We start from the raw sequence: 15260 nt of genomic DNA on the forward strand, positions 1-15260 counted from the left end.
TCCGGGGAACATCACCATGATCGACCGCAGGACCTTGATCGGCGCGGGACTGGCCGCCGCGGCAGGATCACGCGTATCGCACGCGCAGCAGCCCGCGATGAGCCGGATCACGGCCTACACCTTCTCTTTCCCGGCGCTGGATGGCGGCGAAATCCGCCTTGCCGACCATGCCGGCCATCCCATGATGGTCGTGAACACCGCATCGCTTTGCGGCTTCACGCCGCAATATGCCGGCCTGCAGGACCTCTGGACCGAATTCCGCGACCGCGGCTTCGTCATCATCGGCGTTCCCTCCAATGATTTCGGCGGCCAGGAGCCCGGCGGCCCCGGCGAGATCGCCGAGACCGCCCAGCACCAATACGGAGTCACCTTCCCGATGGCGGCGAAGGCGGTGGTCAAGGGCGAGAACGCTCACCCGTTCTACCGGTGGGCCGCAGAGGTTCGGCCGAAGGACGTGCCGCGCTGGAACTTCCACAAGTACCTGATTGGTCGCGACGGCTATATCGCCGACGTCTTTTCCGAGCAGGTCGCTCCCGCCGACACGCGAATCAAGACCGCGATCGCGCGGACGCTGGCGGCGGCCTGATATCACCGATAATCCCCGGATTAACCCACAGAAGCTTGATTTTCAGGGCAAATCCGGCACCCCGTTGCGTTGGCGTGGCTGGCCCAACTAGGGTACTATCGGCCGGGGTGGGAAGCGGCCACGGCGCTGGCAAAAAAGCCAATGCCGGGAACGACATCAGCTAGGGACACGCGCCATGCGCATCACGGCAGGACTGATCTTCGCAGGTACGATGTCATTGCTCCTTTCGAGCGCAGCCTGGTCGCAGACGCCACCAGCCAAGGGCGCCGCGGCCGCCCCGGCAACCAAAGGCGCCGCGGTCCCTGCGGCAGCTCCGCCAGCGGCTGCCCCCGCTCCTGTCGCAGCCGCTGCCCCGGTTCCGCCGCAGCAGCCGCCGCAACCGGCTCGCGCCGCCTGCAACAATCCGAACGCGCTGGGCGTCGCCCGCACCGTCGAGATCGACACCACCGGCGGTCCGGGCTTCGGCTTCGAGCATTTCAAGCAGCTCGACTTCCTGCGCGACCACGAGGTGGTGTTGACCTTCGACGACGGCCCGTGGCCGGCGAATACGCCCGCGGTGCTCAAGGCGCTGGCGGACGAATGCACCACGGGCGTCTTCTTCCCGATCGGCAAGCACGCGACCTACCATCCCGAAATCCTGCGGCAGGTCTATGCGGCCGGCCACACCGTCGGCTCGCACACCTGGTCGCACGAAAACCTGAACAACAAGAAGCTGACCGAGGATCAGAAGAAGGATGAGATCGAGCGCGGATTGGCGGCGGTCAAATGGGCGCTCGAGGTCTCGCCTGCGCCGTTCTTCCGCTTCCCGGCCCTGCAGCATCCGCCGGAAATGGTGACCTATCTCGGCAACCGCAACATCGCGATCTTCTCCTGCGACCTCGACTCCTTCGACTTCAAGTCGAAGAATCCCCAGCAGGTGATCGACACCGTGATGAAAAAGCTCGGCAAGCTCGGCAAGGGCATCATCCTGATGCACGACTTCCAGAAGCACACTGCGGAAGCCCTGCCCACATTGCTGCAGCAGCTGAAGGCCGGCGGCTACAAGGTCGTCGCGATGCGGGCGAAATTCCCGGCGACCGTGCTGCCGCAATACGAGCAGGAACTCGCCAAGGACGTCCAGCTGCCGACGGTCAGCTCGCGGCCGGTGGACAGCGTCGTCACCACCGTCAACCAGTAAGCCGCGGCCGCGGACAACCAGGGCTGTGTCTGGGTTGCGTATCGAGGGTTACGTCATCGTCTCCGCCGATGGCCGGCTGGCGAATGCGCATAACGTGATGCCCGACGAGCTCAAGATCGAGGGCGACAAGCGGTTCTTCACGTCGGCCCTCGACCACGCGGACCTCGTCGTGCATGGCCGCCACTCCGGAGAGGAGCAGCCGGATGCACCGAAACGGCGGCGGCTCATCGTGACCCGCAAGGTTGCGGCTACCGCACCCGACCCGTCCAATCCGAAGGCGCTGCTGTGGAATCCGGCCGGCTGCTCGTTCGAGACGGCGAGCCGCGAGGCTGGCGTCACCGCAGGAGTGGCCGCGATCATCGGCGGCCCCGCCGTGTTCGGAATGTTCATGGACCGCTACGACACGTTCTGGCTCTCGGTCGCCTCCCTCGTTCGGATCCCCGACGGCGAGCCGTGCTTTCCCGGCGTCCCGGCCCGCACCCCGCAGCAGGTGCTCGCCGCACACGGCCTCACAGCCGGCAAGCCGCAACTGATCGACGCCGCGCATGCGGTCAGCGTCACGCCGTGGCGGCGGATCGGCTAGACCGAACCGCTCCCTTCGCTCGAAACGCTGTTAGACGTCGCCGTAGGCCGGGTCATCGCGGCGGGGACCCCGGCCGTAGCCGGCGATGATGAACAGGGCGCCGATCAGCGCGAGGTTTTTCAACGCGTCGATCAGGGTCTTTGCGTTGTCGGGCGCGGGCTGGTTCCAGAAGTCCTGGAGATAGAACGTCTGCAGGCAGATGTAGATGATCAGGAGGATCGCGAAGAACCGCGCCAGCACGTTCATCGCGATCGCCAGGCCCGCGAGGATCTCGAACACGCCGGTCGTGATCGCCAGGAGCTGCATGAACGGCATGCCGACGAAGGTTTCGATCTGCTGCGTATAGGGCGCGATCTCGGCGGGAATGGCCACCTTGGAGGCCAGCAGGTCCGCCGTAACCTGGAAGCCGATCAGCTTGGTCGCGCCCGAATAGAGGAACAGCACAGCGAACAACACTCGCCCGAAAGTAATGAACGCTGGCATAGGTCGGCCTCACCGGATGACGTAAATCGGACGGAGCAAGCGGAACGATTATGGTCGTTCCGCCTGCGTCGATCAAATCGAATCCGTCTTACCGAAACAGCCTGGAGCGCGATGCGATCAGCTTCACGCTTTTCCGGATCATGCTCTAGCCGAACAGTGTCGGCTGTGCGCGACCGGCACGCTCCTGGGCTTCGACCGCGGCGACCGCGGTCATGTTGAGCACGCCGCGCGCCGTGACGCCGGGGGTGAGGATATGCGCCGGGCGCGCCGGGCCGATCAGGATCGGGCCGACCGGCAACGCATTGGCCAGCACCTTGATGGTCTGGTAGGCGATGTTGGCCGCATCCAGCGTCGGCATCATCAGGATGTTGGCGTCGCCTTCCAGCCGCGACTGCGGCAGCACCATCTTGCGCGCGACCGCCGACAGCGCGGTATCGGCCTGCATTTCGCCGTCGGCCTCGATCTCCGGATGGCGCTCCTTCAGGAGCTGGGTCGCCCGCCGCATCTTGCGCGCGGAATCGGTCTCATAGCTGCCGAAGTCCGAATGCGAGACGAATGCGATCTTGGGCTTGAAGGCGAAGCGCTGGGCATGGATCGCCGCCAGCGACGCCACCTCGGCAAGCTCCTCCGCGCTCGGGTTCGGCCGGACCTGGGTATCGGCGATGAAATAGGCGCCCGTGCTCGTGATCAGCAGCGCCAGCGCCGCGTAGTCGCTGATCCCCTGCTGGAAGCCGATGATGTCGCGGACATGACGCAAATGGCTCATGTAGCGGCCCTCGACCCCGCACAGCATGGCGTCGGCCTCGCCGCGCGACACCGCGAGCGCCGCGATGACCGTGTTGTTGGTGCGCACCACCGTGCGCGCCGCCTCGGGGGTGACGCCGCGGCGGCCGGCGACGTCGATGTAGGACTGCACATAGGAGCGGTAGCGCGGATCGTCCTCGGGATTGACGAGGTCGAAATCGCGGCCGGCCTTGATCGACAGGCCGAAGCGCTTGATGCGCGTCTCGACCACGGAGGGACGCCCGACCAGGATCGGCCGCGCCAGCTTCTCCTCGAGCACCACCTGCGTGGCGCGCAGGATGCGCTCGTCCTCGCCCTCGGCGTAGATCACCCGCACCGGCTGGGACTTCGCCTTGGCGAACACCGGCTTCATGGTCAGTCCGGAGCGGAACGCGTAGCGCTGCAGCTCGGCGCAATACTCGTCGAAATTCGTGATCGGCCGGGTCGCGACGCCCGACTCCATGGCAGCCTTGGCCACCGCCGGTGCGATGCGCAGGATCAAACGCGGATCGAACGGGCTCGGGATCAGCGAGCCCGGACCGAAGCCCTGGGTCTCGCCGGTATCGAAGCCATGGGCGACCGCGTCCGACGGCGGATCACGCGCGAGCTGCGCGATGGCCTCGACCGCGGCGTGCTTCATCGCTTCGTTGATCGCTGTGGCACCGACGTCGAGCGCGCCGCGGAAGATGAACGGGAAGCACAGGACGTTGTTGACCTGGTTCGGGAAGTCCGACCGGCCGGTGCAGATCATCGCGTCGGGGCGGGCCTGCCGCGCCTCGTCAGGCATGATCTCCGGCACCGGATTGGCGAGCGCCATCACCAGCGGCTTGTCACCCATCTGCTTGACCATCTCGGGCTTCAGCACGCCGGGTGCCGACAGCCCGATGAAGATGTCCGCGCCCGGAATGACGTCCGCCAGCACCCGCGCATTGGTGGTCTGGGTGTAGACCGCCTTCCAGCGGTCCATCGTGGTGTTGCGGCCCTCATAGACGACGCCGTCGATGTCGCAGACCCAGATGTTCTTGCGCTGGGCGCCCATCGAGACCAGCAGATTGAGGGTTGCGAGCGCGGCAGCTCCAGCGCCGGAGCAGACGATCTTGACCTCGGACAGCTTCTTGTCGTTCAGCATCAGCCCGTTGACGATCGCGGCCGCCACGATGATCGCGGTGCCATGCTGGTCGTCGTGAAACACCGGGATCTTCATCCGTTCCTTGAGCCGTGCCTCGATCTCGAAGCACTCCGGCCCGCGGATGTCTTCCAGGTTGATGCCGCCGAAGGTCGGCTCCAGCGCGGCGACCGTCTCCACCACGCGCTCGATCGTGTCGGCCTTGATCTCGATGTCGAACACGTCGATGCCGGCGAACTTCTTGAACAGCACCGCCTTGCCTTCCATGACGGGCTTCGACGCCAGCGGGCCGATATTGCCGAGGCCGAGCACCGCCGTGCCGTTCGAGACCACCGCGACCAGATTGGCGCGCGCCGTCAGCGACGCCGCCTCGCCCGGGTTGTTGGCGATCTCGGTGCAGGCGGCGGCCACGCCGGGCGAATAGGCCAGCGCCAGGTCGCGCTGGTTGGCGAGCGGCTTGGTGGCCTGGATCTCGAGCTTGCCCGGCCGCGGCAGGCGGTGATAGGCGAGCGCCGCGTTGTGGAGTTCTTCAGACGATGACGACATTAACTCCCCCCCTCGGCCCCGGACTGGCACCCGGTGGCCGGACCTAAGACTTGAGGCAACAGCGGGATGACGTTCGCTGCCGAAGCGTCATCCCGTGCTTATTGTCGAGCCATGGTCCGGACGGCCGGGCCGGCCGGATATGCGCGCGTTATTTCTGCGGCAGATTGGTCCGGATGTGAAGCTCGCGCAACTGCTTCGGCGCGGCTTCCGACGGCGCGCCCATCAACAGGTCCATGGCCTGCTGGTTCATCGGGAACAGCGAGATCTCGCGCAGGTTCGTCGTGCCGCAGAGCAGCATCACGATGCGGTCGAGGCCGGCCGCCATGCCGCCATGCGGCGGCGCACCGTACTGGAAGGCACGGTACATGCCGCCGAAGCGGTCGATGACTTCCTGCTCGCCGTAGCCGGCGATCTCGAACGCCTTCACCATGGCTTCCGGCTTGTGGTTGCGGATGCCGCCGGAGGCGATCTCGTAGCCGTTGCAGGCGATGTCGTACTGGAAGGCCTTGATTGTAAGCGGATCCTGGCCCTTCAGCGCGTCGAGGCCGCCCTGCGGCATCGAGAACGGGTTGTGCGAGAAGTCGATCTTCTTGTTCTCCTCGTCATACTCGTACATCGGGAAGTCGACGATCCAGGCGAGCTCGAAGCGATCCTTGTCGATCTGGTTCAGCTCCTCGCCGAGCTTGGTGCGGGCAAGGCCTGCGAACTTCCAGAACTTCTCGGGATCGCCGGCGACGAAGAACGCGGCGTCGCCCTCCTTGAGGCCGAGCTGGTCACGGATCGCAGCTGTCCGCTCCGGGCCGATGTTGTTGGCGAGCGGACCCGCGCCCTCGCCGCCCTCGCGCCACATGATGTAGCCGAGGCCGGGCTGGCCTTCGCCCTGCGCCCAGGAGTTCATGCGGTCGCAGAAGGCGCGCGAGCCGCCGCCAGTGCCGGGGATTGCCCAGACCTGGTTCTTCGGGTCCTCCAGCATCCGCGCGAACACCTTGAAGCCGGAGCCGCGGAAGTGCTCGGAGACCTCCTGCATGATGATCCTGTTGCGCAGGTCGGGCTTGTCGGAGCCGTATTTGCGCACGGCCTCGGCAAACGGAATCCGCGGCCAGTTCTTCGTCACAGGCTTGCCCTTGGCGAAGTCCTCGAACACACCCGTGATGACGGGCTCCATCGCCGCAAAAACATCGTCTTGCGTGACGAAGCTCATCTCGACGTCGAGCTGGTAGAACTCGCCCGGCAGGCGGTCGGCGCGCGGATCCTCGTCGCGGAAGCAGGGTGCGATCTGGAAGTAGCGGTCGAAGCCGCTCATCATGAGCAGCTGCTTGTACTGCTGCGGCGCCTGCGGCAGCGCGTAGAACTTGCCGGGATGGATGCGCGAGGGCACCAGGAAGTCGCGCGCGCCTTCCGGCGAGGACGCCGTCAGGATCGGGGTCTGGAATTCGAAGAAGCCCTGCTCCTTCATCCGCTTGCGCATGGAATCGACGACCGCGCCGCGGGTCATGATGTTCTGGTGCAGCTTCTCGCGACGCAGGTCGAGGAAGCGGTATTTGAGCCTGATATCCTCGGGATATTCCTGCTCGCCGAACACAGGCAGCGGCAGCTCGGCCGCCGGGCCCAGCACCTCGATCTCCTTGACATAGACCTCGATCATGCCGGTCGGCAGCTCGGGATTGTCGGTGCCGGCGGGGCGGCGGCGCACCTTGCCGTCGATCCTGACCACCCATTCGGAGCGGAACTTCTCGACCTCGGCAAAGGCCGGCGAGTCCGGATCGGCGACGCATTGGGTGATGCCGTAATGGTCGCGCAAATCGACGAACAGCACGCCGCCATGGTCTCGGACACGGTGGACCCAGCCGGACAGCCGGGCCGTCTGGTCGATATCGCTCTCTCGGAGCGCGCCGCATGTGTGTGACCGGTAGCGATGCATTTTAGTCCCAAAAGCTGATGTCGGAGGAGAATCGGAGCGGCCAGGCGGCCGGTGCCGAAGTTGCGGAGGGTTTACCCGACGAGACCCGGGGCGGCAACCAAGGGAACGGCCGGTTTTGGCCTGAAACTGCACATTTTGGGGGTCCCGGGCGCGGAGCGTTTGCCTATTCGCCCCCGAGGCCTATCTTTCCGTCATGACCGTCCATTTCCCGTTCCAGAATACTTACTCCGCCCTGCCGGCGAACTTCTTCGCCCGGGTCGCGCCGACCCCGGTCGCCGCTCCCCGGCTGATCAAGCTGAACCGGCCGCTGGCCACGCAGCTCGGCCTCGATCCGGATCTGCTATCGACGCCCGAAGGCGCCGAGATCCTTGCCGGCAAGCGCGTTCCCGACGGCGCCGACCCGATCGCCATGGCCTATGCCGGGCACCAGTTCGGGCAGTTCGTTCCGCAGCTCGGCGATGGCCGCGCCATCCTGCTCGGCGAGGTTATCGACAGGGACGGCGTCCGCCGCGACATCCAGCTCAAGGGAAGTGGCCCGACCCCGTTCTCCCGCCGCGGCGACGGCCGCGCCGCGCTCGGGCCCGTGCTGCGAGAATATATCGTCAGCGAGGCGATGTTCGCGCTGGGCATTCCGACCACCCGCTCGCTCGCCGCCGTCGTTACGGGCGAGCCCGTGATGCGCGAGACGGCGCTGCCCGGCGCGGTGCTGACCCGCGTTGCGTCGAGCCATATCCGTGTCGGCACCTTCCAGTTCTTCGCCGCGCGCGGCGACACTGAAGGGGTGCGCGCCCTCGCCGACCATGTGATCGCAAGGCACTATCCGGAGCTGAAGAACGCCGATCAGCCCTATCATGCCCTGCTCGCGTCCGTCGTGGCGCGGCAGGCCGAGCTGGTGTCGCGCTGGCTATTGGTCGGCTTCATCCATGGCGTGATGAACACCGACAACACCTCGATCTCGGGCGAGACCATCGACTACGGCCCCTGCGCCTTCCTCGACGCCTACAACCCGGCGCAGGTATTCTCCTCGATCGACGAGATGGGGCGCTATGCCTATGCCAACCAGCCGCGCATCGCGTTGTGGAATCTGACCCGGCTCGCCGAATGCCTGTTGCCGCTGCTGTCCGACGACCAGGACAAGGCGATCGAACAGGCGCAGGCGATCCTCGGCGAATTCCCCGAAAAATTCACGACAGCCTATAATTCCGGCCTCCGCCGCAAGGTCGGCCTGTTCACCGCGCGCGACGGCGACGAGGCCCTGATCCAGGACCTGCTCGACGCGATGGCGAAGAACGAGGCCGACTTCACGCTGACCTTCCGCCGGCTCGGCGACGCGGCAGCCGATGACACAGCCGATGTCCGCGCCCAGTTCACCGATCCCACGGCGTTCGACGATTGGGCTCCCCGCTGGCGCGCGCGCCTCGCGCTGGAGCCGCAGGCATCAGCCGAGCGCAAGGCCGCAATGCACACCGTCAACCCCGCCTTCATCCCGCGCAACCATCGCGTCGAGGCGGTGATTGCAGCCGCCACGAACAGCGACGATTACGCGCCGTTCGAGGAATTGCTGACGGTGCTGGCGAAGCCGTATGAGGATCAGCCGCGCTACGCGGCCTATGCCGACCCGCCGCTGCCCGAGCAGCGCGTGACGCAAACGTTCTGCGGGACGTAATCTCCCCACCCGCGCTCTGGCGTCCGCGCGGCCGAGGCTCGTCGCGCGGAAGTGTTGCAATGCTTGGCTGTGTTGCTCGTGAGCATTAACTCACCTTCCACCATGCCGAGCGGCCTCCCGCGGTAACCATAAGGATTAACAAGGCGTCAACGCACCCCGAACAAGTCTAGCGGTTTCATTGGGGGAGAATGACCCGTGGACGCCTTTACATTTGAATTCGTGGGAATGGTGATGATTGCGCTATGCCTCGTCGTGCTCGCGATGCCCGCGGCGCGCCGGCCGTCGAAGAAGATGGGCTACGAGTAGAATTTTCGGAGAGCGGATCGCGGGACTGACCCGCCTCTTCCCTGTCGTCCGATCGCGCTATCATGGCCCACGGGTTGGTCCGCCAATCCGCGGTCACAGCGGGATGGCAGCCCTTGAGAGATTCCCAGCAAGTTCAGCACCCAGGCGCAACACCTGCTGCAACGAGCGCCGCACACTCGCCGGCCGAGGTGCTGCTGATCTTCCTCAAGCTCGGCGTGAGCTGTTTCGGCGGACCGATTGCCCATATCGGCTATTTCCGCGACGAGTTCGTGGTGCGCCGGCGCTGGCTCGATGAGCAGGCCTATGCAGACCTCGTTGCGCTGTGCCAGTTCCTGCCGGGTCCGGCGAGCAGCCAGGTCGGTTTCTCCATCGGCCTGATGCGCGCCGGCTATCGGGGCGCGCTGGCGGCCTGGACCGGGTTCACGCTGCCTTCGGCGATTGCGCTGGTGCTGTTCGCCTTCGGTGCGAGCGCGCTGCACGGCGCCGCCGGCGCGGGTCTCGTGCACGGCCTGAAGCTGGTTGCGGTTGCGATCGTGGCGCAGGCGGTCTGGGGCATGGCGCGCGCGCTCTGTCCGGACCGCGAGCGCGCATCGATCGCGACGGTGGCCGCGCTGATCATCCTCGTCAGCTCATCGTCGGTGGCGCAGATCGCCGCGATCATCCTCGGTGCCCTCGCTGGGCTCTGGCTCTGCCGCGCGCCGCAAGCCGATGGTGCCACCCATATCACGATGCCGGTGTCGCGCCGCACAGGCCTAGGCCTGCTGGTGCTGTTCATCGCGCTGCTGGCCGGCCTGCCGGTGCTGGCCCGGATCTGGCCCGGCCTTGCGGTGTTCGACGCCTTCTATCGCTCGGGCGCGCTCGTCTTCGGCGGCGGTCATGTCGTGCTGCCGCTGCTGCGCGAGGCCGTGGTGACGCCGGGCTGGATCAGCGACGACGCATTCCTCACCGGCTATGGCGCGGCGCAGGCCGTGCCCGGACCGTTGTTCACCTTCGCCGCCTATCTCGGCGCGGTCATCGGCGGCGTGCCGGGCGCGATCGTCGGGCTGATCGGCATCTTCCTGCCCGGGATCCTGATCCTGCTGGCCGCGCTGCCGTTCTGGGACGGCTTTCGCAAGCGTGCCAGCGCGCAGGCAATGATGCGCGGCGTCAACGCCGCCGTGGTCGGCATCCTAGGAGCGGCGCTTTATGACCCGGTGTGGAGCAGCAGCGTGCTTCGCCCGCTCGATTTCGGCATCGCGCTCGCCGGCTTCGTCCTGCTCACCGCGTGGCGCGCGCCGCCGCTGGTCGTCGTGGCACTCAGCGCGGCAGCCGGCGTCGCCACCGGACTGCTGCAATCCTGAACACGGCGCCGGGCTGACGTGTCCGCGGCAACTCCCGTCCGGATCGGCTATTTCACAAGCGGGCACTTGCTCTCCTCGAGCGAGCGAAACGCCTCGTCGGGCGGGATGGTGGTAACCAGCTTGACCAGATCCCACGGCCCCCTGGACTCCGCCGGAGTCTTGACCTGCACGAGATAGAGGTCGTGAACCATGCGCTGGTCGGAGCGGATCGTTCCTCCCGGCGTATAGGCATCCGACACCGGCGTCGCCTTCATCTTCGCCATGACGATTTCGCCGTCGTCGGAATCGGTGTCCTTCACCGCCTGCAAATAATGCCGGACAGCCGAATAGACCCCGGCCTGGATCTGCGAGGGCATCGCCTTGCGGCGTGCGAAGAACGCGTCGGCCCATTTGCGCGCCGCGGGCGTGACGTCCTCGTAGAAGCTGGTCGCGATCAGGTCGCCCTGCGTGACCGGGAGCCCGGCAGCCACGATGTCGACGTTCTGGAACGTCATCGGGACAACGGCAATTCCCTGCTGCGCGAAACCGAACTCCTGCGCCTGCTTCATGATCGTGACGTTGTCGCCGGCGGCATTCAGCGCCAGCACCTTGGCACCGCTTGCCTGTGCCTGCAGCAGGAAGGAGGCGAAGTCCGCCGTGTTGAGCGCGGTCTTGACGCTGCCCGCGACCTTGACGCCGAGCCTGTCGAGCTTGGCCCGCGCGATCGCTTCCACCGCATGCCCGAACGCATAGTCCGCGGTGATGAAGAACCAGGACCCCTGTACGGTCTTTGACACGCCGGCGACGACCGCATTGGCGGTCGAGGCCGCATCGTGGGTCCATTGCACGCTGGTCGGTGCGCAGGCCTTTTCGGTGAGCTCGAGAGCGCCGGCACCCGAGACCAGGAACACCCGCTTGTTCTCACGCACCAGTTCCTGCACGGCGAGTGCGGCGCCGGAGCTGCCGCCATCGGCAATGGCCTGCACGCCCTCGCGATCGAACCAGCGACGCGCGATCGCCGATGCGACATCGGCCTTGTTCTGGTGGTCCGCCTGCAGAATCTCGATCGGCTTGCCATTGATCCTGCCGCCGAAATCCTCCGCTGCCATCCGTGCCGCCTCGACCGAGCCCGGTCCCATCGCGGTGGCGAAGATGCCGCTCATGTCGGTGAGCACGCCGATGCGGATCGCATCGCCCTTGATCTCGGCCGACGCGCTGCCCGACAGGGCTGCGACCGCGACCATCGGCAGCGCCGCGCGGATCAGCAATCGAGAGATCATGCCTGGTTTCCGGGCCATCAGTGCTTCCCCTGTCTATGTTCGTTTGACGAATTCGCCGCGCCCGGTCACTGCGTCGAGCCACGGGCAGTCCGGCATCGGCGCACGCACGCCGCGCGCGGCCGCCGACAGCCGCATGTCACGCAGGCGCGCACGGCTCTCAGGCTCCATGTAAAGCCGGTCGTGGCCCCAGAAGCTCGGGCCGTCGAAGGTTTCATGCGGTTGCCAGGTGGCGGGATCGATGACCCGGCCACCCCAGCCATACTCGACGAAGAAGCCGGAAGGCGTCGTGGCGTAGAACGAGGTCACGAAATCGTTGGTGTGACGCCCGAGGGTATAGGCGATCCGCCCCTCGTCGAGCTGTGCGAGATCATAACCCTGCCCGACATCGTCGAGGCTGTAGAGTTCGACCATGAAATGATGCAGTCCGCGCCGGCCCGACCCGACCATCGCAAAACTGTGGTGACGGCCGTTGACGTGGAAGAAGTACAATTTGTACGGCGTCAACCCGTAGTCGCTGACCTTGAAGCCGAGCAGATCGCGATAGAACGGCAACAGCGGGTCGACGTCCTCGACATGCAGCACGACATGGCCCATGCCGAGCGGTCCGGTCTTGAACCCCGAGATCGGCCGTGCCGGTGCAAACGGCGTGTCCGCGATCGCGGGCCCGTAGAACACCTCGAGCGGATTGCCGGCGGGATCGCGGAAGCCGATGAGATCGGCAACGTGTCGCTCGTCCGCGAGCTGACGCGTGCCGCGGCGAACCGCAGTGCCGTGCCGCTCGAGCCGTGCCGCAAGCCGCTCGAGCGCGGCCGCATCCGCAACCTCCCATCCGAAGAAGGCGGCATTGTCGCCCTCGCGATCGCTCACCACCAGACGCTGCTTGCGGTCGTCCATCCGGAAGGCGCGGGTGCCGCCGCCACGATCGACCGGCTGCATGCCGAGCAGGCTGGTCGCAAATCCGGTCCAGTCCTCGAGCCGTTGCGACTGGATGCCGATGTAGCCGAGCGCATTGATTTCCGAATTGGTTTCCGAATTGGCTTCCATGGCTCCCTCCGTCCCTGTCATGCGGTCTCCGCGACCACCGGATTGCGCAGCACGCCGATCCCGGAAATCTCCACCTCGGCGACGTCGCCGGGCCTCATCCAGAGCGGCGGGTTGCGCTTTGCGCCGACGCCGCCCGGCGTGCCCGACACGATCACGTCGCCGGGCAACAGCGGCAGAATGGTCGAGATGTAGGCGATCAGACCAGGGATATCGGTGATCATGAGATCCGTCGTGGTGTGTTGCACCACCTGTCCGTTGATGCGCGTCTCCAGCGTCAGCTTCGACGGATCGGCAATCTCGTCGCTCGTCACCATCCAGGGTCCGAATGCGCCGGTGCCGGCGAAGGTCTTGCCGGAAAGGAACTGGGTGGTGTGGCGCTGCCAGTCGCGAATGCTGCCCTCGTTGTAGCAGGCGTATCCCGCGACATGCGCCAGCGCATCGCGCGCTGCGATATGCCGTCCGCTCTTGCCGATGATGACCGCAAGCTCGCCTTCATAGTCGAACTCGTCGGAAACCTTCGGTGTCACCAGCGGCGCGAGATGGCCGATCTGGCTGCCGGCGTAGCGCGCGAACAGCGCCGGCTTCTCCGTGACGGTACGGCCGGTCTCGGCGACGTGGTCGCGGTAGTTGAGGCCGACACAGATGATCTTGTCGGGGTTGGGGATCACCGGATCGAAGGCGACCGCGCCCAGGGCGAGGTCGGGCTTCGATGCCTTGGCAAGTGCCGCGGCCTCGTCAAGCAGTCCCCTGGCCAGCAGATCGCGCAGGGTCGGCGCGCGATCGCCAAATGCCGTCGACAGTGCCACGATGCCGTCACCGACGACGCATCCGTATCCGGCGCCTTCGGCGGTCGAGTAAGATGCGAGCTTCATCCAAAATCCTCCTGGTTCATGGTGTCGATCAGCGCCGACAATTCCTGCGGGGTCTGCGCCAGCCCGACGATGTACCGATCGGGCCGAACCAGTGCGGCGTGCGCGCCGACGCTGTCGAGCCAGCTGCTCAGCGGGCCCGGGCCGGCGGCGACCAGGGCGATGCCGCGTTTGCCGCAACTCTCGCGTATCGCGATGTCGAGCCCGTCGAGAAAGTCAGGCCGCACCAGTGCGGCAAAACGATAGCCGACATGATCGTCGAGCCGGCATCCGTTCGAGAGCATCGGCTGCGGGGCCAGAGTGCCGGCAACGGCGCACCCGCGCCGGAACAGGCCCGGTCCAAGCCGCGGCTTGATGGTCGCCATCCGGCGCGGTTCCGCGCCCGCTTCGCGGCCCTCGACGCGCGTCGCGTTGATCAGGCTTCCGAGCCGGACTGCAAGCTCGATATATTCGCGGACATGGGGATGGCGCTCGGTCTGGTAACTGTCCAGCAAAACGTCGCTCGCCTCACCGCGGATCACGCGTCCGAGCTTCCAGGCCAGATTGGCGGCATCGCGGATGCCGGCACACATCCCCTGCCCGAGAAACGGCGGGGTCTGGTGCGCGGCATCGCCGGCGATCAAGAGCCGCGCGCGGCGCCAGGCCGATGCGATGACCGAGTGAAAGCTGTAGCACGCCGCGCGCTCCAGCTCGGCGTCACCGGGGGTGATCCAGCGCGCCAGGAGCTTCCAGACGTTGCCGGGGTCGGTGATCCGCCGCGCATCGTCATCCGGCATGACAGCGATTTCCCAGCGCCGGCGATTGCCGATGCTGCGGACATAGGTCGCCGGACGGCGGGCGTCGCAGAACTGGACGCTGTAGTCGCCGAGCTCGGGCTTCGGCCGCTTCAGGATCGCGTCGACCACCAGCCACTGCTCGTGAAAGCCGAGGTCTTCCACATCCGAACCGATCAGTCGCCGGACCAGCGAGCGCGCGCCGTCGCAGCCGACGACGTAGCGCGCCCGCGCCTCGTCGAGCCTGCCGTTGGCTAGGCTTTCAAAGCGGATCGCAACGTGATCGCCGCGTTGATCCAGCGCAAAGACGTCGGTGCGCAAGCGAATATCGACCGACGCATGGGCACTCGCACCGGCACGCAGCACGCGTTCGAGATCGGGCTGATGGAAGCGATAGCTCGCATTCCATCCGTTCGGACCGACCTGCAGCGGCCGCGACCAGTCGAGGAACAGTCTTCCGTCACCGTCCACGAAATGCATGCCCGGCGAGACATGCGTGAACGGCAAGATCTCGTCGGCCAGACCGATGGTCTGGAAGATCCGCATGACCTCGTCGTCGAAATGCACGGCGCGCGGCAACGCATAGGGTGTGGGCTCGCGATCGAAGGCGATCACGCTGAGCCCATCCACCGCCAGCAGGTTGGCCAATGTCGCGCCGACCGGGCCGAACCCGACGATCGCGACGTCATAAAGCCCTTCCGCGCGTTGCGGCCCGTCCATGCGTTTCCCTTTCCGTTGCGATAAGGCTTGCCAGCCGGTCGGCAGCCGTGCAACGACGACGACAGTTCTGTTCACCAG

The 15260-nt window shown here is 66.3% G+C and carries 12 protein-coding genes; 5 read left to right on the forward strand and 7 right to left on the reverse strand.

The window, feature by feature from the left end; translation table 11 throughout:
- Positions 1 to 16: 16 nt before the first annotated feature.
- The 3 genes from JQ586_RS18940 to JQ586_RS18950 all read left to right on the forward strand — a co-directional run bounded on the left by JQ586_RS18940 (position 17) and on the right by JQ586_RS18950 (position 2346).
- Complete coding sequence (locus tag JQ586_RS18940; RefSeq protein WP_212396118.1) at positions 17 to 586, forward strand: glutathione peroxidase; 570 nt, start codon at positions 17 to 19, stop codon at positions 584 to 586.
- A 175-nt stretch (positions 587 to 761) separates the two neighbouring features.
- Positions 762 to 1763, forward strand: a complete 1002-nt coding sequence (locus JQ586_RS18945; protein WP_212396119.1) for a polysaccharide deacetylase family protein — start codon at positions 762 to 764, stop codon at positions 1761 to 1763.
- A 25-nt stretch (positions 1764 to 1788) separates the two neighbouring features.
- Positions 1789 to 2346: a dihydrofolate reductase gene (locus JQ586_RS18950; protein ID WP_212396120.1), complete on the forward strand. Its 558-nt coding sequence runs from the start codon at positions 1789 to 1791 to the stop codon at positions 2344 to 2346.
- 30 nt (positions 2347 to 2376) lie between these two features.
- Here the strand turns inward: JQ586_RS18950 and JQ586_RS18955 are convergent, their stop codons facing one another.
- The 3 genes from JQ586_RS18955 to aspS all read right to left on the reverse strand — a co-directional run bounded on the left by JQ586_RS18955 (position 2377) and on the right by aspS (position 7205).
- On the reverse strand, positions 2377 to 2829 hold the full coding sequence (locus JQ586_RS18955) for a DoxX family protein (protein WP_212396121.1): 453 nt from the start codon (positions 2827 to 2829) through the stop codon (positions 2377 to 2379).
- Positions 2830 to 2974: 145 nt separating this feature from the next.
- On the reverse strand, positions 2975 to 5284 hold the full coding sequence (locus JQ586_RS18960) for an NADP-dependent malic enzyme (RefSeq protein WP_212396122.1): 2310 nt from the start codon (positions 5282 to 5284) through the stop codon (positions 2975 to 2977).
- A 148-nt stretch (positions 5285 to 5432) separates the two neighbouring features.
- The gene (aspS, locus tag JQ586_RS18965; RefSeq protein WP_212396123.1) at positions 5433 to 7205 is read right to left on the reverse strand and encodes an aspartate--tRNA ligase; all 1773 of its coding nucleotides are present in this window, start codon (positions 7203 to 7205) and stop codon (positions 5433 to 5435) included.
- Positions 7206 to 7398: 193 nt separating this feature from the next.
- Here aspS and JQ586_RS18970 point away from each other — a divergent pair, with 193 nt between their 5' ends.
- Complete coding sequence (locus tag JQ586_RS18970) at positions 7399 to 8871, forward strand: YdiU family protein (RefSeq protein WP_212396124.1); 1473 nt, start codon at positions 7399 to 7401, stop codon at positions 8869 to 8871.
- 419 nt (positions 8872 to 9290) lie between these two features.
- Complete coding sequence (gene chrA / locus JQ586_RS18975; RefSeq protein ID WP_409410999.1) at positions 9291 to 10517, forward strand: chromate efflux transporter; 1227 nt, start codon at positions 9291 to 9293, stop codon at positions 10515 to 10517.
- 47 nt (positions 10518 to 10564) lie between these two features.
- Here the strand turns inward: chrA and JQ586_RS18980 are convergent, their stop codons facing one another.
- From JQ586_RS18980 to JQ586_RS18995, 4 genes are all read right to left on the reverse strand, one after another.
- Positions 10565 to 11740, reverse strand: coding sequence for an ABC transporter substrate-binding protein (locus JQ586_RS18980; RefSeq protein ID WP_249147770.1), 1176 nt, complete (start codon positions 11738 to 11740; stop codon positions 10565 to 10567).
- 69 nt (positions 11741 to 11809) lie between these two features.
- Complete coding sequence (locus tag JQ586_RS18985) at positions 11810 to 12820, reverse strand: VOC family protein (protein ID WP_212396126.1); 1011 nt, start codon at positions 12818 to 12820, stop codon at positions 11810 to 11812.
- Positions 12821 to 12837: 17 nt separating this feature from the next.
- Positions 12838 to 13692 carry a fumarylacetoacetate hydrolase family protein gene (locus JQ586_RS18990; RefSeq protein ID WP_212396127.1) on the reverse strand — a complete coding sequence of 285 codons (855 nt, stop codon included), beginning with the start codon at positions 13690 to 13692 and terminating at the stop codon, positions 12838 to 12840.
- Complete coding sequence (locus JQ586_RS18995) at positions 13689 to 15182, reverse strand: bifunctional 3-(3-hydroxy-phenyl)propionate/3-hydroxycinnamic acid hydroxylase (RefSeq protein ID WP_212396128.1); 1494 nt, start codon at positions 15180 to 15182, stop codon at positions 13689 to 13691. The genes JQ586_RS18990 and JQ586_RS18995 overlap by 4 nt, the downstream gene beginning before the upstream one ends.
- Between the last annotated feature and the right edge of the window lie 78 nt (positions 15183 to 15260).

It is taken from the genome of Bradyrhizobium jicamae, assembly GCF_018130215.1.
GTDB lineage: Bacteria > Pseudomonadota > Alphaproteobacteria > Rhizobiales > Xanthobacteraceae > Bradyrhizobium > Bradyrhizobium jicamae_A.

Excerpts from the sequence above, each read along its gene's own strand:
- JQ586_RS18940 (WP_212396118.1), top strand. The coding sequence starts at position 17 with ATGATCGACCGCAGGACCTTGATCGGCGCGGGACTGGCCGCCGCGGCA.
- JQ586_RS18945 (WP_212396119.1), top strand. The coding sequence starts at position 762 with ATGCGCATCACGGCAGGACTGATCTTCGCAGGTACGATGTCATTGCTC.
- JQ586_RS18955 (WP_212396121.1), bottom strand. The coding sequence starts at position 2,829 with ATGCCAGCGTTCATTACTTTCGGGCGAGTGTTGTTCGCTGTGCTGTTC.
- JQ586_RS18960 (WP_212396122.1), bottom strand. The coding sequence starts at position 5,284 with ATGTCGTCATCGTCTGAAGAACTCCACAACGCGGCGCTCGCCTATCAC.
- aspS (WP_212396123.1), bottom strand. The coding sequence starts at position 7,205 with ATGCATCGCTACCGGTCACACACATGCGGCGCGCTCCGAGAGAGCGAT.
- JQ586_RS18970 (WP_212396124.1), top strand. The coding sequence starts at position 7,399 with ATGACCGTCCATTTCCCGTTCCAGAATACTTACTCCGCCCTGCCGGCG.
- JQ586_RS18980 (WP_249147770.1), bottom strand. The coding sequence starts at position 11,740 with ATGGTCGCGGTCGCAGCCCTGTCGGGCAGCGCGTCGGCCGAGATCAAG.
- JQ586_RS18985 (WP_212396126.1), bottom strand. The coding sequence starts at position 12,820 with ATGGAAGCCAATTCGGAAACCAATTCGGAAATCAATGCGCTCGGCTAC.
- JQ586_RS18990 (WP_212396127.1), bottom strand. The coding sequence starts at position 13,692 with ATGAAGCTCGCATCTTACTCGACCGCCGAAGGCGCCGGATACGGATGC.
- JQ586_RS18995 (WP_212396128.1), bottom strand. The coding sequence starts at position 15,182 with ATGGACGGGCCGCAACGCGCGGAAGGGCTTTATGACGTCGCGATCGTC.